Source organism: Escherichia sp. KTE31 (genome assembly GCF_000407925.1).
Classification (GTDB): Bacteria; Pseudomonadota; Gammaproteobacteria; order Enterobacterales; family Enterobacteriaceae; genus Escherichia; species Escherichia ruysiae.
Window position 1 is genome coordinate 707,740 of sequence record NZ_KE136726.1, and the last position, 22,485, is coordinate 730,224.

The 22,485-nt window shown below is 51.9% G+C and carries 23 protein-coding genes; 3 read left to right on the top strand and 20 right to left on the bottom strand.

Annotated features, from left to right (window positions below):
- Nucleotides 1-35 precede the first annotated feature (35 nt).
- Nucleotides 36-791: an HTH-type transcriptional regulator UlaR gene (ulaR, locus tag WES_RS02315; RefSeq protein WP_000133631.1), complete on the top strand. Its 756-nt coding sequence runs from the start codon at nt 36-38 to the stop codon at nt 789-791.
- Here the strand turns inward: ulaR and yjfP are convergent.
- Complete coding sequence (yjfP, locus tag WES_RS02310) at nt 788-1,537, bottom strand: esterase (RefSeq protein ID WP_000571046.1); 750 nt, start codon at nt 1,535-1,537, stop codon at nt 788-790. The two genes, ulaR and yjfP, sit on opposite strands and share 4 nt — an antisense overlap.
- Before the next feature lie 181 nt (nt 1,538-1,718).
- Between yjfP and bsmA the strand changes: the two genes are divergently transcribed.
- On the top strand, nt 1,719-2,048 hold the full coding sequence (gene bsmA, locus WES_RS02305) for a biofilm peroxide resistance protein BsmA (protein ID WP_000254627.1): 330 nt from the start codon (nt 1,719-1,721) through the stop codon (nt 2,046-2,048).
- 148 nt (nt 2,049-2,196) lie between these two features.
- Complete coding sequence (gene yjfN / locus WES_RS02300; RefSeq protein ID WP_000811566.1) at nt 2,197-2,472, top strand: DUF1471 family protease activator YjfN; 276 nt, start codon at nt 2,197-2,199, stop codon at nt 2,470-2,472.
- A gap of 149 nt (nt 2,473-2,621) precedes the next feature.
- Here yjfN and WES_RS02295 read toward each other — a convergent pair whose 3' ends face one another.
- The 19 genes from WES_RS02295 to amiB all read right to left on the bottom strand — a co-directional run bounded on the left by WES_RS02295 (nt 2,622) and on the right by amiB (nt 22,480).
- Nucleotides 2,622-4,247, bottom strand: coding sequence for an isovaleryl-CoA dehydrogenase (locus WES_RS02295; RefSeq protein WP_016159975.1), 1,626 nt, complete (start codon nt 4,245-4,247; stop codon nt 2,622-2,624).
- Between the two features lie 83 nt (nt 4,248-4,330).
- On the bottom strand, nt 4,331-5,494 hold the full coding sequence (locus tag WES_RS02290; protein WP_016159974.1) for a glutathionylspermidine synthase family protein: 1,164 nt from the start codon (nt 5,492-5,494) through the stop codon (nt 4,331-4,333).
- A gap of 2 nt (nt 5,495-5,496) precedes the next feature.
- Nucleotides 5,497-6,135: a DUF1190 domain-containing protein gene (locus WES_RS02285; protein ID WP_000101663.1), complete on the bottom strand. Its 639-nt coding sequence runs from the start codon at nt 6,133-6,135 to the stop codon at nt 5,497-5,499.
- Between the two features lie 9 nt (nt 6,136-6,144).
- Nucleotides 6,145-6,543 carry a DUF350 domain-containing protein gene (locus tag WES_RS02280; protein WP_000547757.1) on the bottom strand — a complete coding sequence of 133 codons (399 nt, stop codon included), beginning with the start codon at nt 6,541-6,543 and terminating at the stop codon, nt 6,145-6,147.
- Between the two features lie 17 nt (nt 6,544-6,560).
- On the bottom strand, nt 6,561-7,220 hold the full coding sequence (locus tag WES_RS02275) for a YjfK family protein (protein ID WP_016159973.1): 660 nt from the start codon (nt 7,218-7,220) through the stop codon (nt 6,561-6,563).
- A 50-nt stretch (nt 7,221-7,270) separates the two neighbouring features.
- A complete protein-coding gene (locus WES_RS02270; protein ID WP_016159972.1) occupies nt 7,271-7,969 on the bottom strand; it encodes a PspA/IM30 family protein in 699 nt (232 codons plus the stop codon).
- A gap of 18 nt (nt 7,970-7,987) precedes the next feature.
- A complete protein-coding gene (locus WES_RS02265; RefSeq protein WP_000220110.1) occupies nt 7,988-8,389 on the bottom strand; it encodes a YjfI family protein in 402 nt (133 codons plus the stop codon).
- 126 nt (nt 8,390-8,515) lie between these two features.
- Nucleotides 8,516-9,247 (bottom strand): 23S rRNA (guanosine(2251)-2'-O)-methyltransferase RlmB, encoded by a 732-nt coding sequence (rlmB, locus tag WES_RS02260; RefSeq protein WP_001293282.1) that lies wholly within the window; start codon nt 9,245-9,247, stop codon nt 8,516-8,518.
- A gap of 171 nt (nt 9,248-9,418) precedes the next feature.
- Nucleotides 9,419-11,860 (bottom strand): ribonuclease R, encoded by a 2,442-nt coding sequence (gene rnr / locus WES_RS02255; RefSeq protein ID WP_000076290.1) that lies wholly within the window; start codon nt 11,858-11,860, stop codon nt 9,419-9,421.
- A 38-nt stretch (nt 11,861-11,898) separates the two neighbouring features.
- A complete protein-coding gene (gene nsrR, locus WES_RS02250; protein ID WP_001177639.1) occupies nt 11,899-12,324 on the bottom strand; it encodes a nitric oxide-sensing transcriptional repressor NsrR in 426 nt (141 codons plus the stop codon).
- A 204-nt stretch (nt 12,325-12,528) separates the two neighbouring features.
- Nucleotides 12,529-13,827 (bottom strand): adenylosuccinate synthase, encoded by a 1,299-nt coding sequence (gene purA, locus WES_RS02245; RefSeq protein WP_000527955.1) that lies wholly within the window; start codon nt 13,825-13,827, stop codon nt 12,529-12,531.
- 103 nt (nt 13,828-13,930) lie between these two features.
- Complete coding sequence (locus WES_RS02240) at nt 13,931-14,128, bottom strand: DUF2065 domain-containing protein (protein WP_001089300.1); 198 nt, start codon at nt 14,126-14,128, stop codon at nt 13,931-13,933.
- Between the two features lie 81 nt (nt 14,129-14,209).
- Nucleotides 14,210-15,214, bottom strand: a complete 1,005-nt coding sequence (hflC, locus tag WES_RS02235; RefSeq protein WP_001232411.1) for a protease modulator HflC — start codon at nt 15,212-15,214, stop codon at nt 14,210-14,212.
- 2 nt (nt 15,215-15,216) lie between these two features.
- Nucleotides 15,217-16,476: an FtsH protease activity modulator HflK gene (hflK, locus tag WES_RS02230; protein ID WP_000312488.1), complete on the bottom strand. Its 1,260-nt coding sequence runs from the start codon at nt 16,474-16,476 to the stop codon at nt 15,217-15,219.
- An 86-nt stretch (nt 16,477-16,562) separates the two neighbouring features.
- Complete coding sequence (hflX, locus tag WES_RS02225) at nt 16,563-17,843, bottom strand: ribosome rescue GTPase HflX (protein ID WP_000460360.1); 1,281 nt, start codon at nt 17,841-17,843, stop codon at nt 16,563-16,565.
- Nucleotides 17,844-17,918: 75 nt separating this feature from the next.
- Complete coding sequence (gene hfq, locus WES_RS02220) at nt 17,919-18,227, bottom strand: RNA chaperone Hfq (RefSeq protein WP_001051883.1); 309 nt, start codon at nt 18,225-18,227, stop codon at nt 17,919-17,921.
- A gap of 85 nt (nt 18,228-18,312) precedes the next feature.
- Entirely contained in the window at nt 18,313-19,263 is a 951-nt protein-coding gene (gene miaA, locus WES_RS02215; protein WP_001280353.1) for a tRNA (adenosine(37)-N6)-dimethylallyltransferase MiaA, read from the bottom strand.
- Nucleotides 19,256-21,133, bottom strand: coding sequence for a DNA mismatch repair endonuclease MutL (gene mutL / locus WES_RS02210; RefSeq protein ID WP_016159971.1), 1,878 nt, complete (start codon nt 21,131-21,133; stop codon nt 19,256-19,258). The genes miaA and mutL overlap by 8 nt, the downstream gene beginning before the upstream one ends.
- 9 nt (nt 21,134-21,142) lie before the next feature.
- Entirely contained in the window at nt 21,143-22,480 is a 1,338-nt protein-coding gene (gene amiB, locus WES_RS02205; RefSeq protein WP_016159970.1) for an N-acetylmuramoyl-L-alanine amidase AmiB, read from the bottom strand.
- Between the last annotated feature and the right edge of the window lie 5 nt (nt 22,481-22,485).

The window sequence follows — 22,485 nt, forward strand, 5'->3', positions numbered from 1 at the left end:
TCATCTAAAAAAATCAAATTTTATCGGAATAGCTCATGACTGAAGCACAAAGACATCAAATTCTCCTGGAAATGCTCGCACAACTGGGCTTTGTGACTGTTGAGAAAGTCGTTGAGCGTCTGGGAATTTCGCCTGCTACCGCGCGGCGTGATATCAATAAACTCGACGAAAGCGGCAAACTGAAAAAAGTGCGCAATGGCGCAGAAGCCATTACCCAACAGCGCCCGCGCTGGACGCCGATGAATCTGCATCAGGCGCAAAATCACGATGAAAAGGTACGTATCGCCAAAGCGGCCTCGCAGCTGGTCAATCCGGGCGAAAGCGTGGTCATCAACTGCGGTTCCACCGCATTCCTGCTTGGGCGGGAAATGTGTGGCAAGCCAGTGCAAATTATCACTAATTATCTGCCGCTGGCGAATTACCTGATCGATCAGGAACATGACAGCGTGATAATCATGGGCGGGCAATACAACAAAAGTCAGTCCATCACCTTAAGCCCACAGGGCAGCGAAAACAGTCTCTATGCCGGGCACTGGATGTTTACCAGTGGCAAAGGACTAACAGCGGAAGGGTTGTATAAAACTGATATGCTGACGGCGATGGCAGAACAGAAAATGCTGAGTGTAGTAGGAAAACTGGTGGTACTGGTTGATAGCAGCAAGATTGGCGAACGCGCGGGGATGCTCTTTAGCCGTGCCGATCAAATCGATATGCTGATCACCGGCAAAAATGCTAACCCAGAAATCCTGCAACAACTGGAAGCGCAAGGGGTCAGCATTCTGCGTGTTTAAAGATGTTGGCGGAAAAATGTCACAGCGGCATCTAACGCCTCGGGTGTAATACGGTGGCGCACGCCTGGCTGCCATGAACAGGTTAACTGTTTATCCCGTCCCGTTTCTCTTAATGCCTGCTGCAAACGTAGTGATTCGTCGGCAGGCACTACATCATCGTCAAGGCCATGCCACAGCAGGAGCGGCCTGTCCCCGAGTTGTTCCAGGTGGTTTGTCGCTTCCCACTCCACCAGTGGCGCAATAACATTATTAAATTCATTCTGTTGTGCTGCCGTTTCAGGTATTAGCGGTGGAAACAGTGAACGGGCAAGCGATGTGAAATAGCCCGAGCCCATCATACTGGCAGTACATTTCACCGTTGGGTGGCGAGCGGTAATCCCCAGCGCCGTCATCGCGCCCATCGATGCGCCACCAACCGCCAGACGTTCATCAAGCAGCCATTTTTCTTCGGCTATTGCCGCACGTAAGGTAGTGAACTCCTGCATACTTTGTAGCAAGATTTGCCAGAATTGATTTAACCGTCGCGGTGCGTCGCCACTAAAACGGCTACCGTGATCGGGCGCATCCGGCATAATCACCCGCAAACCAGTCTGCGCCAGCGCGACGGCAAAATAGCTATACACCAGGCTGGATGAAGTAAAGCCGTGATAAAAAATCACGCATGGTAACGGGGTTTCTTTTTGCCCTGTGGGATAAGCGTGAAGAACGGGAATATCTGCCAGCACGCGCGATTCTAATTCAATCATCTGTTTCTCCTTTGGGTCTGGTATGACATGAACAAATCCTTAGCACAAGTTTCTGCTGGCAGTATTAGTTCATAATGTTGAGATGTGGATTACGCTTTCGCCACGTTTTCATTCGAAAATCGCGTACCAGGTAACAATTCGGGAACATTCCCCCAAAGTTAAATTAATAAGGCACTACACTATGGTTAGCAGGAAACGTAATAGCGTTATTTCCCGGTTTGCCAGTTTATTATTGGTGTTGATGTTAAGCGCCTGTAGCGCACTGCAAGGTACGCCACAGCCAGCACCACCAGTAACAGACCATCCGCAAGAAATTCGCCGCGACCAAACCCAGGGGTTGCAGCGAATAGGTAGCGTAAGCACGATGGTTCGGGGTTCTCCGGATGACGCATTAGCAGAAATCAGGGCGAAAGCTGTCGCTGCAAAAGCTGATTATTACGTTGTCGTCATGGTGGATGAAACCATCGTGACAGGACAGTGGTATTCACAAGCCATTTTATACCGTAAATAAATCAGACAACTTACATAGTAAGCTTTACATTGCTTTGCGTCCCTATGCGTTTACCTGTGCACAATAAATTACCGACTGGAAGCTCGGGCGTTTATTACCGCGATGGAATGCCCTGCAACATGTGGGGAAACGAAAAATGGAGCTGACGATGAAACAATTACTTGCCTCACCCTCGCTACAATTAGTGACTTATCCTGCGAGCGCCACGGCACAGTCTGCAGAATTCGCCAGTGCTGACTGCGTGACGGGCCTGAATGAAATAGGTCAGATCTCGGTTAGCAATATTTCAGGGGATCCGCAGGACGTGGAACGTATCGTGGCGTTAAAGGCCGATGAACAGGGGGCGTCATGGTATCGCATTATTACCATGTACGAAGACCAGCAACCCGATAACTGGCGTGTACAGGCGATACTGTATGCATGAATGTCATCAACATCGAATGAACAATGCCGGATGCGGCGCCTGCGCCCTATCCGGCCTACAGATCCTGAAATTTCATGGCGTTAGTCGAAAACACGAAATGCTGCTGTAGGCATGATAAGACACGCCAGCGTCGCATCAGGCGTACTCGCTTACAAACACACACCTCCCGTCGCCCGCAGTAATAAATCATTCTGGATCTGCTCTGACAACCGTACGCCGCCGCGCGTATCTAACATCACCTGACACCACGCCTGCGCCATTGGCGGTGAAGCATATTTCAACATTTGTGCGCCGCAACCCAGCAGGAATAGCTGATGAGTGATCTCTCGCCCAAGCTCTTCAGTCGGTTTGCGCAGTTGCTGCTGTAATCGACGAACCGCGCGATCAAAATAGCGATCCTGCCCTTTCACTTCCATAAACGCTTCCGCCAGTAAATCGTATACACCAGCCTGCTTATTGAGCACACGCAGAACATCCAGACACATGATGTTGCCAGAGCCTTCCCAGATGCTATTTACCGGCATCTCCCGGTAAAGACGCGGCAGCTCGCTCTCCTCGCAATAACCAATGCCGCCCAGCACCTCCATCGCTTCGGCCACAAACGGCATACCACTTTTGCAAATCACAAACTTCGCCGTTGGAGTGAATAGGCGCGCCCACAGGGCTTCTTTAGCATCGGCACGCCGATCCCACGCTCGCGCAAGACGAAACAGCAACGCCGTTTGCCCTTCAAGCTGAAGTGCCATACGACTTAAGACATGACGCATAAGGGGCTGTTGGATCAATGGATTACCAAAAACATGACGTTGATGTGCATGATAAATCGCCAGCGAGAATGCACGGCGCATCATGGCATGGCTACCCAGGGCGCAATCAAAACGCGTCATCCCGCCCATTTTCAGGATCAGGCGAATACCTTCTCCTTCCTGACCCAATAACCAACCGATGGCATCCTGAAACTCCACTTCGCAACTGGCGTTGGAGCGATTACCCAGCTTGTCTTTCAGCCGCTCCAGGCGAATCGCATTCCGTTGCCCATCAGGCAGAAAGCGCGGCACAAAAAAGCAGGACAAACCACCCGTGGTCTGCGCCAGCACCAGATGCGCATCGCTTTGCGGCACCGAGAAAAACCATTTATGCCCCACCAGCCGATAAGAACCATCTTCCAGACGTTCTGCCCGAGTTGTATTGCTCATAACATCAGAGCCGCCCTGCTTTTCCGTCATTCCCATGCCAATCAACAGGCCGCGTTTTTTCCCGCCGGGTAATAGGTGGGAATCGTAGCGATCGCTCAACAACGGCGTGCTCCAGTCCTTAAACGGCGCAGGTAGCATCTGTAACAACAATGGCATGGCGGCAAAGGTCATGGTTATCGGGCATAACGATCCGGCCTCAACCTGCGCGTGTAACATAAAACGCGCTGCCCGCGCCACAAATGCGCCAGAGCGAGCGTCTTCTTCCCAGGCCAGATTGTGCACCCGATTGGTACATAACGCCTGCATCAGCAGGTGCCAGGCAGGGTGAAAACGCACATCGTCCAGACGGCGTCCCTGCGCATCGTAGCGCAACAATTCAGGCGGATTCACATTTGCCAGCCGCCCCAGTTCAAGGGATTCAGCCGTTCCTAGTTGCTGACCAATACTGGCAAGAAAATCGCTATCCCAGCCAGCACCTTCACGCGTTACCGCTTCGCAGAGCGCGCCATCAGACAGGTATAAGTTGCTGTTATTTAATGGTATAGGTTGATTAAAAACGGTGTGAGTTTGCCAGTGCACTGTGTCTCCCTCCATCAATGGCAGTCACCATTAGTATGGTCACTGCCATGGATTCATGACAGAAAGAGATTGCTAAAACATTCTTATCCAGCAATGTAATGCGGAACGAAACGTGAGGTGTCTTTGGTGATCAGCGTGTTATCTTCACGGATCCCCATTCCGCACGCTTCATCATCGACAATCCAACTACCGATGAGTGTGTAGCTGTCGCCAAATCGCGGCAGCGGTTGAAACGCCTGGTAGATCATCGGTTCATCGGCGTAATCACCATCAGCATGGTCAACGACATTATTCTGACCGTTGAAAATGGTGACGTTACCACCTTCGCGCGAGTAGATCGGTTTACGTACGTAGCTTTCGCCAGCGGCAATCTGCGGTTTTTCGCCCTCAAACCAGGATGCCAGAAGGTTAGGATGCCCAGGGAAAAAGCGCCACAGCAACGGCATTAACCCTTTATTACTCAATATGCTTTTCCATAACGGCTCCACCCATTGCTCACGGCGCTTGCGCAGCAGAGGACCGTTATCGTCACGCATCATCCACTCCAGCGGATACAGCTTAAATGCACGCTGGATGACATTATCATCAAGATCGGTCAGCACACCGCCGACGCCCAGACCGAGATCTTCAATGTAGATAAACCGTGACTCCTGCCCTGCCTGCTGAGCACAGTCCTGCAAGTACAGCACGGTAGTCCGGTCTTCGTCGGTATCCTGACAGCAGCAAAAATAAAACGGCTCCCTGCTATAAAGCTCGCTAAAGCGCGAGATCAGGCGTTCCTGAATGGCATTGTACTGATCGGCGTCACGTGGAATAACGCCGCTGCGCCGCGCATCCTCCAGCCATAGCCACTGGAAATATGCCGACTCATACAACGAAGTCGGCGTATCGGCGTTGTACTCCAGCAGCTTCACCGGCGCATTACCACACCAGGCAAAATCCATCCGACCATACAGCGAAGGATCGCGCGCACGCCAGCTTTCAGCGATCACATCCCAGTACAACGGCGGGATCGCCAGTTGCGTCAGGATCTGTTCATCTTTAACGGCACGCTCCACCACCTCAAGACACATCTGATGTAACTCTGCGGTTGGTTTTTCGATCTGCTCTTCTATCTGGCGCAGAGTAAAGCGATAGGCTCGACTCTCATCCCAATAGATCTCATTATCGATGATATGAAAGTCGAAACCGTTGTCGGCGGCAATCTGGTCAAGATCCTGCCGTACAGGGACGTTATGTCTCAGCATAATTACCCTCCCCAATGCCCACGGGCGCTGGAAGAACGACCATAGCCGCCGCGAGAAACCGTTGAGGCTTTTCTGGTGGTAAAGCCGCCCGAGGAGTAAGACTCTTTTTTGCCAGAACCGGAGCGCCAGGAGTAATCACCGGAAGTGCTGCGCCAGACGGGGCGCGAAGCAAATGAGGATCCTCCGCTGTTATAGACGAACGGCTCATCGCGATCTTTACGAATAACCCGGCTTAACAAAAATCCTGAAATGACTGGAATCCAGCTCTGTTCAACATTGTCGTAGTAGCAATTTTCGTACTTAGACTGACAATTCTGCTGAGTCATATTCTTCGGAACATCGGCATAAAATGCCGCTTTGGCATTGTTCCAGCCACGCGCACAGATGTCTGAATTATTACCATCATCAATACAATCCTGCACTGTCGAATAAAACGTTCCGTCGCCGTCGTTATCGACGTCGCTACTATCGGCACATCCTTTCAATACGAAAAAAGCGGCACCGCCCATTAGCGCCAACGTTAAGTATTTTTGTGCGTAACGATTGCGACGCGGTTCAAAAGGATTATTGGGTCTACCAATGCGACTGATCGCTCCGTGACCAATTTTACTGTTATTTCTTGATTTGCGTTTTCTGGCCATGATCGTCCATTACCATGTCATACAAGCTGCGTTAAAAATACCGCCAGCCAGCGCGGCGGTTCCCATAAACATTCCTGCCGCAGTGTTGTGATTAATAATTTTATCGCTTAATGCCGGCATATAAAGTCTGACGCCAGCAAAAACGAGTAACTGAATCACCAGTGCGATTCCGCCCCAGGCAAAATAATCTGGAATACTCACCGCATTGATTGCCGCACTGGATAATGGAATAACGTAACCCAACAACGTGCCACTGAACGCCAGCGACGCCGCAGTGTTATTATTCTTGATCAACTGCCATTCATTATGCGGAGTAATTTTGGAATAGATAAAAAGAAAGATAATCACCATAGCTACGCCGATAAAAAAATAGGCGCTAAAAGCAAGGAGTGAATCCAGTATATGCATTATAAACGTCCCTGTAATTAACCAATAATATGAAGTGATGTCAGTGGGATATCGACACCCAGCGCGCGAGAAAATAGCCACTCCGGCTCGCCGAGGTCGTTAAATGATTCCTCACCATTTAACAGCAAATATTCGTAAGTATCTTCGGTCACCTGCCGTTGGTAGCCCATGGTAAAATTATGCACTTCCCATTTGGCATGGTTTTGATTTTCTACTTTTTCCAGCATGTAGACGGGTTCGATATATCCCGGTTCTTCGCTGTTAAAAAATCGCTGCCAGCGTTTTTCCTGCCAGTTTAAGGTTATAGCCCCCATCGCTTTGGCGTTGATCGCCTCGCGCCAGTGGCTTTCTTTGCTGATACCGTAGCTCTCTTCATAGACAAAGAGCTTGATATCATCAATGTCATCAATATCTTCGCCGCCGGTGGTGTTAATTTGCAGAAATTCATCGCCAGAAGTGTAATAGCGGAAAATCTGGCTACCGCCGCCCAGATCGATGCGGCTGACGGCGGCCACGGTATATTCTTCACCCGGTAACTCGATCAGCAATGCCTCTTCCAGCAAACGAAACGCTAACGTGTCGAGCGTAAAGCCACTATTGAGATGGAGTCCCAGCGGACCACGATTAATAGCAGGCTTATCATCCTTGCCAAACAGGCGCTGGAAAAAACCAGACATATTTTATCCTTAAAATAGTTGCCAGCCTTGCAGTGAGGCTGGCAAAAAAATTACTCACCCTGTTGGCGTTGCAGTCTCGCCAGCACATCCTGGGCACTGCTTTTATTGGTGCCGCCAATTCCGGCTTCCGCCAGCTTTTCGTCAAGATCGCGACCGTCTGCGACTTTCTCCAGCTGTGCGGCGGCATCCAGTCGAGCCTGACGTTCAGCCTGACGCGTTTGCAGGCGTTTTAATGACTCTGCCGCTGTCGAAACGCTGGAAGACGCGCCGACTGTAGATGTCGTCACAGCCTGCTGCGCACGTTGCATCGCTTCAGTGGCCTTAACGACTTCCATTTGTTGTTCAAATTGGGCAATACGCTGTGCCGTCACCGCAACCGCTTTTTCTACGCCATCGCGGGAGACTTCCAGATTCGACAATACTTGTTCTTCAGCGGTAATGAGATTCTCAAGACGCGCGATTTCTTCAGCAACTTCGTTAATCAACGACGGATTAACGTTCTTACTCAACGCTTCCAGCGCACGGGCTTCCAGACCCGCTTTACGTTCGCGTAAATCTTTCAGTTTGTCGTTGCTTAATTTCACTCGCGCCAGCAGATCGACGCGAGATTTTCCGGCTTTATCCAGTTCAGCTTTAGCGTCGCGAATATGTTGTTCCAGCATCCGCACACCCTGGGTTTCTTCAATGGACTCTTCCGCCTGTGCGATAAATGATTTACCCAGCGTAAATAAACTTTTTAAAATCCCCATAAATACGAATCCTTGTAATTAGTGTGAATATTCTTCAGTAATTTCAGCCAGATCCAAGGCGTTATCCACCAGTGTGGTTATCTCCAGCAGAATGTCGTCAAGGGAAGATTTAAGCGATAACGCCCCGAAAACGATGTAATACTCTTCCTGTTGCACACTGGAGATCCCTACCGATGACAGCGGCATAATCTTCTGATTTCTTAATAGAAAGGTATTAAATTCATCTGGATTGCTGATATAACAAACCGGACAAATGAAGGTTTCGATAATCATCTGGCGAGAAGTAAAAAGAATATTGATCTGCAAATCGCCATAATCATTCATTTTAATAATTAATGCGTTTTCGCTATTTGTTATATCAATATTTTGTTCAGGTACAGCTTGCAGCGCCGCCGCCAGCGCCAACGGATTCCATGTCATATATTATTCCATATAGATTAAATTTAATTATTAATAAAATGAATATTTATAGAGCGTAATTATCTTACCAGCTATAGATAAAAAAAAACCATCCAAATATGGATGGTTTTTCATAATTCAGAAGAATTAGCTACGCTGGCGAACTGCTTCAAATAAGCAAATTCCGGTCGCAACCGAAACGTTCAGGGAAGAAACGCTACCTGCCATCGGAATACTAATCAGTTCATCGCAATGTTCACGGGTCAGGCGACGCATACCTTCACCTTCCGCGCCCATCACCAGCGCCAGACGACCGGTCATTTTGCTCTGATAAAGCGTATGATCCGCTTCACCTGCCGTACCGACGATCCAGATGTTCTCTTCCTGCAACATACGCATGGTGCGCGCCAGGTTAGTCACCCGAATCAGCGGAACGCTTTCTGCCGCACCACAGGCCACTTTTTTCGCCGTGGCGTTGAGCTGGGCGGAGCGATCTTTCGGCACAATCACTGCATGAACGCCAGCGGCGTCCGCGCTACGCAGGCACGCACCGAGGTTATGCGGATCGGTTACGCCGTCGAGGATCAGCAGGAACGGTTGATCGAGCGAAGCGATCAGATCCGGCAGATCGTTTTCCTGATACTGACGTCCAGGCTTCACGCGGGCGATAATACCCTGATGCACGGCACCGTCGCTTTTCTCGTCGAGATATTGGCGGTTTGCCAGCTGGATAACCACGCCCTGGGACTCAAGGGCGTGAATCAGCGGCAACAGACGTTTATCTTCACGGCCTTTTAAAATAAAGACTTCCTGAAAACGTTCAGGGGCGCGCTCCAGCAGGGCCTGCACTGCGTGGATGCCGTAAATCATTTCGCTCATTAATGTACTCGTTGTTTACGTTTTGCCTGATGCGCTTGGCCTACATGATTCCTGCAATATATTGAATTTGCGTGATTATGTAGGCCGGATAAGGCGTTCACGCCGCATCCGGCATGAACAAAGCGCATTTTGTCAGCAATCTGCCCCTCTTCTGTTTGAAGAGGGTAATGATCACTCTGCCACTTTTTTCTTCGCCGCACGCTTCGCTTTGGTTGCAGCGGCTATTTTCTGCGTTTTCGCCGATGGCTTTTTCGCTTTTTTCGCGTCTTTCTTCGCCGCTTTCGGCTTCGTTTTTTTCTCTCCACGGAAGGCGCTGTCTGGCTCAAAGTTTACCTTTTTACCGACCTGACGACGCTTGCCGCCTTTTTTGCCTGCATCGCCTTTTTTCGCTTTCTCGCGCGCCGTTTTACCGACGTTGCGCGGTGCGCGTTCGCTGGAAATCAGGCTAAAGTCGATTTTGCGCTCGTCCATATTAACCGCTTCGACGCGAACTTCCACGCGATCGCCCAGACGATAAGTCTGACCGCTGGATTCCCCCATCAGGCGTTGTCCGACTTGATCAAAGCGATAGTAGTCATTGTCCAGCGAAGAGACGTGAACCAGACCATCGATGAACAAGTCGTCCAGACGGACGAAGAAGCCAAAGCCAGTGACACTGGAAATCACGCCTTTAAAGACGTTACCTACCTGGTCGAGCATGAAGTCACACTTCAGCCAGTCAGCCACATCGCGCGTTGCTTCGTCGGCACGGCGTTCCGCCATCGAACAGTGCTGACCCAGTTGCAGCATCTCTTCCATCGAATAATGGTAGCCACCGGTTTCAGTGGTATTCCCCTGATGCCCCTGCTCTTTCGCCAGCAGATACTTAATGGCGCGGTGCAGCGTCAGGTCAGGATAACGACGAATCGGCGAAGTAAAGTGCGCATAGGACTGCAATGCCAGACCGAAGTGACCACGGTTTTCCGGGTCATAAATCGCCTGTTTCATTGAACGCAGCAGCATGGTTTGCAGCATTTCTGCATCAGGACGATCGGCAACCGACTCCAGCAGCTCCGCGTAGTCACGTGGTTCCGGCTTGTTACCACCCGGCAATTCCAGCCCCAGCTCCGCCAGCACTGAACGGAAAGAGGTAATCGCTTCGGTGCTCGGCTTGTCGTGAATACGGAACAGTGCCGGTTCTTTGGCTTTCTCAACGAAACGTGCCGCTGAGATATTCGCCAGAATCATACACTCTTCAATTAATTTGTGCGCGTCGTTACGCTGAGTCTGTTCGATACGTTCAATACGACGTTCGGCGTTGAAAATGAACTTCGCTTCTTCGCTCTCAAACGAGATCCCGCCGCGCTCTTCACGGGCTTTATCCAGCACTTTATAGAGGTTATGCAACTCTTCGAGATGCTTAACCAGCGGGGCGTACTGCTCGCGCAGATCCTGATCGCCCTGCAGAATATGCCAGACTTTGGTGTAGGTCAGACGCGCGTGAGAGCTCATCACCGCTTCGTAGAATTTGTAGCCAGTCAGGCGACCTTTCGACGAAATGGTCATCTCGCACACCATACACAGGCGGTCTACTTGTGGGTTGAGCGAACACAGGCCGTTAGAGAGCACTTCCGGCAGCATCGGGATAACCTGCGACGGAAAGTAGACCGACGTACCACGGTTACGCGCTTCTCTGTCCAGCGGCGTTGGCGGACGCACATAGTAACTGACGTCGGCAATTGCGACCCATAAACGCCAGCCGCCGCCGCGTTTTTTCTCGCAGTAAACCGCATCGTCAAAGTCACGGGCGTCTTCGCCATCAATGGTGACCAGCGGTAAATCGCGCAGATCGACACGACCCGCTTTTGCTTCTTCCGGCACTTCTTCTTTCAGTCCGGCAACCTGTTGCTCAACAGCCTGTGGCCAGATGTACGGGATTTCATGGGTGCGCAGAGCGATATCAACCGCCATGCCGGTGCCCATATTATCGCCAAGCACTTCGACGATTTTACCCACCGCTTTGGTACGGCGAGTCGGGCGTTGGGTCAGTTCGACCACCACCACAAAGCCCATCCGCGCGCCCATGATCTGATCTGGCGGGATTAAGATATCGAAGCTCAGACGGCTGTCGTCAGGAACCACAAAGCCGACGCCCGCTTCGGTAAAGTAGCGACCAACAATCTGGCTGGTTTTTGGCACCAGTACGCGGACAATACGCGCTTCACGGCGACCTTTACGGTCAGCGCCCAGCGGCTGCGCCAGCACCTGATCGCCATGAATGCAGGTTTTCATCTGCTCGCTGGAGAGATACAAATCATCTTTACGTCCTTCAACCCGCAGAAAGCCGTAGCCATCACGGTGACCAATAACTGTACCTTTCACCAGGTCGAGGCGTTCCGGCAGCGCATAGCACTGACGGCGAGTGAAGACCAGTTGACCGTCGCGCTCCATCGCGCGTAGGCGGCGGCGCAGGCCTTCAAGCTGCTCTTCGCCTTCAATGTGCAGTTCAACCGCCAGCTCATCACGGCTGGCCGGTTTTTCACGTTTGGTTAAATGTTCGAGGATAAATTCCCGACTAGGGATGGGATTCGCGTATTTTTCAGCTTCGCGTTCCTGGAAAGGATCTTGTGACATCTCGGTTCCTCCGTTGTCATCTCTGATGAAGATTTTCGTCACTCCACCAGCAATAATTTATAAAGCGGTTGATTCTCTTCAACCAAATCGGCAAGCGTGTAGTTATCCAGTTCCGTAAGAAAACTTTGCACGGCCTTAGAAAGCGCCTGTTTCAACCGACAGGCAGGTGTAATGTGGCAAAACTCACTGCTGCAATTCACCAGCGATAAGGGCTCCAGCTCGCGCACCACATCACCAATACGTATCGCACTCGCCGGTTTACCCAGGCGAATGCCGCCATTTTTTCCACGAACAGCAGTCACGTAGCCGGCACGACTAAGTTGATTGATTATTTTGACCATATGATTACGGGAGACGCCGTAGACGTCAGTCACTTCAGAAATACTGGTCATCCGCCCTTCTGGCAATGACGCCATGTAGATCAGCGCACGTAATCCGTAATCAGTGAAACTCGTTAACTGCACATCAACCTCAAAAGGGAAATCGGGAAAAAATACATTTACATTGATGATAAACCAGCCACAAGCTGTGTCGCTAATTTATTTCAGTTTGGGGAAGGAAAAAAGCGAGGATTTAACACTGCGTCGGAAAGCGTAATGGCTTACTCGACGCAGTAATGTATCACACTGCTAGCCCAGCAGGCAAAATATCTGCCGGGCACACCAGAATTACGCGTCGAACGGGTCGCGCAGAATCATGGTTTCAGTACGATCCGGACCGGTAGAGATGATATCGATCGGCACACCAGTCAGCTCTTCGATACGCTTGATGTAGTTCAGCGCCGCCTGCGGCAGGCCGCTACGATCTTTCACGCCGAAGGTGGATTCAGACCAGCCCGGCATGGTTTCGTAAATCGGCTCTACACCTTTCCAGTCGTCAGCTGCCAGCGGAGTGGTGGTCACTTCGCGACCATCCGGCATACGGTAAGCCACGCAGAGTTTCACCTCTTTCAGACCATCCAGTACGTCCAGTTTGGTCAGGCAGAAGCCAGACAGGGAGTTCAGCTGTACCGCACGACGAACGGCAACAGTGTCCAGCCAGCCGGTACGACGACGACGACCTGTAGTTGCGCCGAATTCGTTACCCTGCTTGCAGAGGAACTCGCCAGTTTCATCAAACAGTTCAGTCGGGAACGGACCTGCACCCACACGAGTGGAGTAAGCTTTGAGGATACCCAGAACGTAATCAACATAACGCGGGCCCAAGCCGGAACCGGTCGCCACGCCACCAGCAGTGGTGTTGGAAGAAGTTACGTACGGATAAGTACCGTGGTCGATATCCAGCAGCGTACCCTGCGCACCTTCAAACATGACGAAATCGCCACGCTGACGCGCCTGGTCGAGCAGATCAGAAACGTCAACAACCATAGAAGTCAGGATGTCGGCAACAGCCATCGTATCATCCAGAACTTTCTGGTAATCAACCGCTTCAGCTTTGTAGTAGTTAACCAACTGGAAGTTGTGATATTCCATCACTTCTTTCAGTTTTTCAGCGAAGGTTTCTTTGTCGAAAAGGTCGCCAACACGCAGACCGCGACGTGCAACTTTATCTTCATAAGCAGGCCCGATACCACGACCCGTGGTGCCGATCGCTTTCGCGCCACGCGCTTTCTCACGTGCGTTATCCAGCGCAACGTGATAATCAAGGATCAGCGGACATGCCTCAGACAGCAGCAGACGCTCACGAACGGGGATGCCACGGTCTTCCAGTTCTTTCATCTCTTTCATCAGCGCAGCCGGAGACAGCACAACACCGTTACCGATGATGCTGGTTACATTCTCGCGGAGAATACCTGATGGAATAAGATGGAGAACGGTTTTTTCACCGTTGATTACGAGAGTATGGCCTGCGTTGTGACCGCCCTGGTAGCGTACAACATATTTAGCCCGTTCAGTCAGAAGATCGACGATCTTACCTTTACCTTCGTCACCCCATTGGGTGCCCAGTACGACGACGTTGTTACCCATTTTTCAAAATCACCGTTTGCTTAAAAATGGATTCTACCATCGCTTTTTCAGAGTTACAGCACTTTTTGCATCCAAAAATGACCTTAATCAGTCTGTTTTTTGTTCAGCCAATCGTTTTCCTCAACATGTAGTAGACCACAACGCCCGCAACCACAAGTCCCCCACCAAAACGACGTAAAATATTATCGGGCAAATTGGTCATCGCAGAGATCATCTTCTTCCATGCCTGCGGGTAAAGCATCGGCCCTAAACCTTCCAGCACCAAAACCAGGGCAAGCGCCAGCCAGATTGTCGAATTCATTCATTATCCTTATAGAAAAAGAAAACCACCGACATCCCTGAGGATGCGGTGGCTTTATTGACCTGTACCGCAGTCGTTATCTTAACGCGTCGCGGAGCTCGGCGTCTTCATGTAGCGGAAGAAATCGCTGTCCGGGCTCATGACCATCACGTCCTGATTACCGGAGAAGCTATTCTCGTAGGCACGCAGGCTACGGATGAATGCGTAGAAGTCCGGATCTTTGCTGAATGCATCAGCAAACAGTTTGGCAGCTTCAGCGTCGCCTTCACCGCGCATGATACGACCCTGACGCTCTGCTTCTGCCAGCGTTCTGGTCACTTCATAGTCGGCAGTCGCGCGCAGTTTCTCCGCTTCTTCCTGACCTTGTGAACGGTGACGACGCGCTACCGCTTCACGCTCGGCGCGCATACGGTTGTAGATCGCTTCAGACACTTCGGTCGGCAGGTTGATCTGCTTAATACGCACATCGACAACTTCAATACCCAGCGCCGCCATACTGTTCGGGTTGATGACCGGAACTTTGCCCTTCGTCTCAGCCGTTACGCGCTCTGCCGCTTCGGCAATGGCGTTATCTGCTGCTGGGGTAGTAACTTCATCTTCTGTACCCGCAGAACCAGAGTTCAGCGCGTCACGCACTTCCAGGGTCAGACGACCACGGGAATCGGTGACGATGTCTTTCACGTCCAGGCGACCAATTTCAGAACGCAGACGGTCAGAGAACTTACGTTTCAACAGCACTTCCGCTTGCGAAATGTCGCCACCGCCCGTTGCCAGGTAGTAACGGCTGAAATCGCTGATGCGCCATTTGATGTAAGAATCGACGATCAGGTCTTTCTTCTCTTTGGTCACAAAGCGGTCGGCCTGGTTGTCCATGGTTTGAATACGCGCGTCGAGCATTTTCACCGTTTCAATGAACGGTATCTTGAAATGCAGACCAGGCTCATAAACCAGAGGTTTGTTGTCATCATCACGCAGTACCTTACCAAAACGCAGCGTAATACCGCGCTCACCTTCTTTGACGACAAAGACAGACATGTAAAGCACTACCAGCACGATGATGATAATCGCGATAACTGACTTACGCATCGTTATTCCCCCTGACGCTGGTAGTCGTTACGCTGCGCGTTGGCGCGGCGTTGGTCCATAATATCGCCCTGACTGGTGGACGATGTGTTGCTTGCCCCACTGGTCGTGGAGGAAGAGGCTGGCGGCAGACGCAGCAGATTGCTGGCACCGTTGTCGCTCTTCGCCGCAGGCGCGTTACCCCCTTTCAGCATCTGGTCTAACGGCAGAACCATCAGGTTGCCACCTTTGTCGTTAACCAGCACTTTGCGGGTATTGCCCAACACTTTTTCCATCGTCTCGATATACAGACGCTCGCGAGTAATTTCCGGCGCGGCTTTATATTCCGGCAGAAGTTTAGCAAAGCGCGCCACTTCACCCTGGGCTTCCAGGATAGTCTGAGCCTTGTACGCACGCGCCTCTTCGAGGATACGTTGCGCCTGACCGTTCGCTCGCGGCTGAACTTCGTTGGTATACGCTTCTGCTTCACGGATGTATTGCTGTTCGTTTTCACGTGCAGCAATCGCATCGTCAAACGCTGCTTTTACTTCTTCCGGCGGACGAGCAGCCTGGAAGTTGACGTCCAGCAGAGTGATACCCATGTCATACGGACGAATCGTCTCTTCCAGTTCGCGCTGAGTATCGCTACGAATCACGGTACGACCTTCCGTCAGAATGCGGTCCATGGTGTATTTACCGATAACCCCACGCAGGGCGCTGTCGGTAGCCTGACGCAGGCTGTCATCCGGGCTGGTTACGCTATACAGGTATTTTTCCGGATTGGTGACGCGGTACTGCACGTTCATCTCAACGCGTACCACGTTTTCGTCCGACGTCAGCATCACACCAGAAGCAGCCAGTTCACGCACGGCTTCCACGTTCACCGGTTTAACTTCGTCGATAAACGTCGGTTTCCAGTTCAGACCAGGCTCAACCAGATGGCTGAATTTACCAAAGCGTGTTACCACGCCGCGTTCGGCTTCTTTAATGGTGTAGAAACCACTGGCCGCCCAAATAATGACAATCGCTGCCGCTGCGATGGTAACGACACGACCGCCAAGCTGCGGGCGCGGGCCTTGCGATGAACTGCCACCGCCAGATCCAGTGCCTTTACCGCCGCCCAGACCACCGAGCTTTTTGCTCAGTTTGCGGAAGATATCATCTAAATCAGGTGGCCCTTGATCGCGACCGCCTTTGTTTCCATTTCCCTCAGAGTTGCCGCCAGGTTTGCTGCTTCCCCACGGGTCGCGGTCTTGTCCGTTATTACCGGGCTGATTCCACGCCATGTTTGTGCTCCATATTTGTTATGCGGTGATCCCTGTTGTCTTTCGACGCCAGAGGATATGACTCCACGCTTCAGACGCTTTGCCGGTTAGATCAGGTAATCGATCAACGCCGGTTCTTGTTTACAGAGGCGACGCCAGTCAACGATCGGCATACGAACTTGCAGACTTACACTGCCGTCCTCCTCCATCCACTCTTTTTCTATTGCCTGAAGCTGATAAAAACGACTTCTCAGACGCCCTTCCTGCGGCGGCAGACGCAATGTATGCTGCGCCACCTCACCGGAAAGCCGCTCCGTCAAAGCCTGAAAAAGCTGTGGTATCCCCGCTCCGGTCTGCGCAGAAAGCCAGACACGGATCGGTTTGTTCTCTTCGTCCCGATCAATACGCGGTTCGAAATCTTCCAGCATATCGATCTTATTCATCACCAGCAGGGTTGGGATCTCGTGAGCATCGATCTCTTCAAGAACCGTATTCACCGCTTCGATGTTTTCTTGTACACGCACATCTGCCGCATCAATGACGTGCAGCAGCAATGTGGCTTGCCGCGTCTCTTGTAACGTGGCTTTAAACGCCGCCACCAGATCGTGCGGTAAGTGGCGAATAAACCCTACGGTATCTGCCAGCACGGTTTCACCGACATCCGCGACGTCAATACGCCGCAATGTCGGATCGAGGGTGGCAAACAACTGGTCTGCCGCATAGACCCGTGCTTCGGTAATGCGATTGAAAAGGGTAGATTTACCGGCGTTGGTATATCCCACCAGCGAAACAGTAGGAACGTCGGCTTTGATACGCGATTGCCGCCCCTGCTCACGCTGCTTTTCAACTCTTTCCAGGCGCGACTGTATCTGCACGATGCGATTACGCAACAAACGACGGTCGGTTTCGAGCTGGGTTTCACCCGGACCACGCAAACCGATCCCGCCTTTCTGTCTTTCAAGGTGGGTCCAGCCACGCACCAGGCGCGTAGCCAGATGGCGCAGCTGCGCCAGCTCAACCTGCAACTTACCCTCATGGGTACGCGCACGTTGGGCGAAAATATCTAAAATAAGGCCGGTGCGGTCGATGACACGACACTCGCACAAACGCTCCAGGTTACGCTCTTGCGCTGGGCTCAGGGCATGGTCAAAAAGAACGACCGAAGCACCCGTCGCTTTGACAGCTTCCGCAATTTCAACTGCTTTACCTTCACCTACAAAATACTTTGGGTGTGGCGCTTTACGGCTACCGGTAATCACCTGCAATGCTTCGACACCGGCGGAAGAAACCAGAGATTCAAACTCCTGGAGGTCTTCCATATCTTTGTCTTGCGTAAAATAGATGTGTACCAGCACCGCCTGCTCACCAGCATCATAACGGTCAAACAAGCGTAAAACCCTCTAAATAGATCAGCGGGGAACGCAGGATCGCTGGCTCCCCGTGTAAAAAAACAGCCCGAAACCTTATTCGGTTTCTTCGCTGTCCTGTTGCGCGGAAGTATTCTGCGCGCTACTACCATGATGGTAGTTACTGCTCGTACCACCACCGGCGTTGTTACTGTGATGAGAAACCGGACGAGACGGGACAACAGTAGAAATCGCGTGCTTATAAACCATCTGGCTGACCGTGTTTTTCAACAGGATCACGAACTGATCAAAAGACTCGATTTGTCCTTGCAGCTTAATACCATTCACCAAATAAATAGAAACTGGAACACGTTCCCGACGCAGTGCGTTCAGGAACGGATCTTGTAAAGATTGCCCCTTAGCCATTCTCTCTTTTCCTTATATGCTTATTTGTACTTTGAACCTTTCGATTCTGAAAAAATTGCGCACGATACGCCTCAATTGTACACATTCAGCCTGCGATAGCACCAACAACCTGTAATACTTCGTCACGCGCCTGTTCTGGTTTTTCACTGTCAAGCCAGTGAACCCCTTCCCAACCACGCAGCCAGGTTATCTGCCGCTTCGCCAACTGTCTCGTGGCGCAAACACCTCGATAAACCATTTCATCGTATGAGATTTCGCCTTCAAGGTAAGACCACATCTGGCGATAACCCACGCAACGAATGGAAGGCAAATCCGTATGCAAATCTCCTCGGGCAAAAAGCGCCCGGACTTCTGCTTCAAAACCTGAAGCCAACATCTGATGAAAACGCTGCTCAATTCGTTGATGGAGCAGTTCACGGCTCGCCGGGGCGATGGCGAACTGATGCACCTGATACGGTAGAGCGTCTCCTGACGTTTGCGTCAGTTCCGTTAAAGTTTTACCCGAAATGAAAAAAACTTCCAGTGCCCGGGAAAGCCTTTGTGGATCATTTGGATGAATCCTTGCTGCCGCAACAGGATCTATCTCCTGCAGTTGACGATGCAATGACTCCCAACCTTGCTCTGCCGCTTGTTGCTCAATTCTGGCTCGTACTTCCGGGTCCGCCGACGGTAGCGGCGACAACCCCTCCAGTAACGCCTTGAAATACAACATAGTACCGCCCACTAACAGCGGGATCCGCCCCGCCGTCGTGATATCGGCCATTTCCGCCAACGCATCGCGACGAAAATCAGCAGCCGAATAAGCCTGCGACGGATCGCGAATATCCAGCAATCGGTGCGGCGCGGCGAGTAACTCTTCAGCGTTCGGCTTCGCCGTCCCGATATCCATCCCTTTGTAAATAAGGGCAGAATCAACGCTTATCAACTCTACTGGTAAAATTTTACGCAGCTCAATAGCCAGCGCCGTTTTACCGGAGGCCGTCGGCCCCATCAAAAAAATTGCCTTAGGCAGGCTCGCCTTACTGATATCACTCATCTTTCAGGGCTTTTATCGCCGGATGTAAATCAACAGATTGTAACAGACCACCCGGCGGCGTTTTTACAAGCTGCGGACATAACCGTTCTACATCCGCCAGCAGGGTAATAGCCTGAGCCATTGACCACTGTGTGTGTTCGCTCATCAGATTTCGTGCAATCCACTGCGCAATATTGCCAGGTTCGAATACGGACTGCTTCGCCAGGTAGCCTATCAGTTCAGGAATCAAGATTTGTAAATTTTGTTGGCGTAAGGGTAAAGGCACGGCTCTGATGGTCACATGCTGCGCATCAGACTGAAATTCAATGCCTAACTCCGCCAGAGCAGACTGCGCTTTTTCTAATGCCGATTTTTCTTCACCAGAGACTTTTAACCGCAACGGAATAAGCAACGGCTGAGCGCAAACTGGCGATTCCCCCGGCGTCAGTTGCACCTGACGCAGCCAGCGTTCCGCTACCGCCAGGGCTAAAAGTGAAATGTTGCCGTCGCGCTCCAGCAGCGCACAGTCGGAATGGACAATAGTCAGCACCCGACCAAAGCTTTGACCATTCGATGCCAGCGTAAGTTCCTGAGGTTCTGGCGCTTTTGGTTTGAGCGTCGGCGCAGGCGTTTGCAAAAGCTGGCGATACACTTCACCTTGCTGTTTCTGGTAGCCCGGTTGCGCGTTCGGCCAGGGAGCAGACTGGCGACTACCTGATGCTGGCGCAAGAGTAGGAGTAGGAGTAGGAGTAGGAGTAGGAGTAGGAGTGTAGCGTGGAGCTACCGGCTCACGAACTGCCGGTTCTGCAAAATGATTACGCCCTGCGGCTACGCGGTTTTCCGGGATGGCGCGCGATGCAGGTTGTGGTTCATCATCCAGCGGCGTTTCCAGTTGCTGTTGTAGCACGCTCAGCACACCCTGATAGATAAAGTCATGCACCAGACGCGACTGATGGAAACGCACTTCGTGTTTGGCGGGGTGCACGTTGACATCCACCTGATGCGGGTCGATCTCCAGATACAGCACAAACGCCGGTTGCTGATCGGCGCCCAGTTTATCTTCGCAGGCCTGGCGGATCGCATGATTGATCAGGCGATCGCGCATCATGCGCCCATTCACGTAGCAATACTGAATTTCCGCCAGTGCGGGCGTGGTGTGATTCGGATCTGCCACCCAGCCGCGCAGCGTGAGATCGCCGTGCTGCCATTCAATCGCCAGCGCATGTTCGAGAAAAGCGGTGCCACAAATCGCCCCTAAACGGCGTTCTTTTTGCCCGCCTTCCGGCACTGCGCGGTACTGGCGCACAATTTTACCGTTATGCGACAAGTTGATAGTGACGTCAAAACGTGCCAGCGCAATGCGGCGGATGATTTCATCAATATGGTTAAATTCGGTTTTCTCGGTGCGCAGGAATTTACGCCGCGCCGGAGTGTTGTAGAACAGATCCAGCACTTCCAGCGTCGTTCCCACCGGATGCGCCGCCGGTTTAACCGTCACGTCCATATCACGCCCTTCGGCATAAGCCTGCCAGGCTTCCTGCTGTTCCGCAGTGCGCGAAGTGAGCGTCAGGCGGGAAACCGAACTGATACTCGCCAGCGCCTCACCGCGAAAGCCCAGGCTGATAATGGCTTCGAGATCGTCCAGAGAGGCGATTTTACTGGTGGCATGACGTGCCAGCGCCAGCGCCAGCTCATCTTTTTTGATACCGCAGCCGTTATCACGAATGCGGATAAGTTTCGCCCCACCGCGTTCGATATCAATATCGATACGCGTCGCACCCGCATCGAGGCTGTTTTCCACCAGTTCTTTAACTACCGACGCAGGTCGCTCGACCACCTCACCTGCGGCAATCTGATTCGCCAGTTGTGGCGGTAAGACCTGAATTGGCATCAATAATCCTTAGTTTGGCAGCGTGCGATCTGGCGTCGTCACCGTACTGGCAGTTTGTGCCGTTGCACCCTGCGGCGCAGACTGCATCGGATGCGCAAGGAAGTAATTGCGCAGGCCTTTGTAAATGGCTTCTGCCAGCTGTTGTTGGTAATCGTCGCTCGCCAGCAAACGTTCTTCGCTGTTGTTGCTGATAAAACCGGTTTCGACCAGTACTGACGGGATATCCGGCGAACGCAGAACACCAAGGCTGGCGTGTTCCGGTCGACGTTTATGAATTTCGCCAATGCGTTGCAACTGGCTGATCATACTGGTCGCCACATCATACCCTACCCGCTGGGAATGACCGAACTGTAAATCCAGCACCGCCTGGCTTAAATACGGGTCAGACTGACTGTTCGCCAGCACATCGCCTGCCCCGCCCAGCAGCTCCGACTGTTTCTCGTGCTGTTCCAGCCAGCTTGCCATTTCACTATTTGCACGACGGTTAGAGAGCACCCATACGGAAGCGCCGGTAGCACTGCGATTCGGAGCGGCATCAGCGTGAATCGACACAAGGAAATTGGCGTTTTGCTTACGTGCCACATCGCTGCGCCCCATCACCGAGATAAAGTAATCCCCGTCACGGGTTAAAACACCCTTAAACATCGGATCATCATTGAGCAAAGTACGCAATTTACGTGCGATGGCGATGGTGACGTTTTTCTCCCGCGTACCGCCAGGGCCGATAGCGCCAGGATCCTGGCCGCCGTGTCCGGCATCAATAGCGATGACAATTTTATCGCCAGTGTTAGCCGTCGCGCGCGCTGCCGGACGCGTCACCGTATTGCTACTGATGACACCCGTAGCCCGGTTGCTCTCGGTTTTAAACGGATTGCGCGCCGGTTCGCTGACGCGCGGTGCAACAACGGCTGGCGTTTCAACACGTTTAGCAACCACTGGCGGAGGAGGAGGCGGTGGCGGCGCATCGGCGTTAATCGTAAAGACAACGGTGTAATTGCTACCATTCTGCCGCTTCACCGCTTCGGTTTTACCGTTTTCGGTGAGATCCACCACCAAACGCAGCGTTTGCGCATCTTTTGGCGTTCCAGAGCGAATCGCCTTCACCAGATTATTACCGCTGAACAACAACGGCAGCCCCTGAATCACACCCGTTTGTTTGATATCGAGCGCCACGGTGCGTTTGCTTTGATGGCTAAATGCATAGTCAGGATCGCCAATAAAACTTAACGTTATCCGCGCCTGTTGATTGCCATTAGAAACCTGAATATCAGAGAGCGTAGCGGCGCCAGCCTGCGCGCACAGCAGCACCAACGTCGCTACCAACCAATTTCTGATGCGATACATCATCCCGC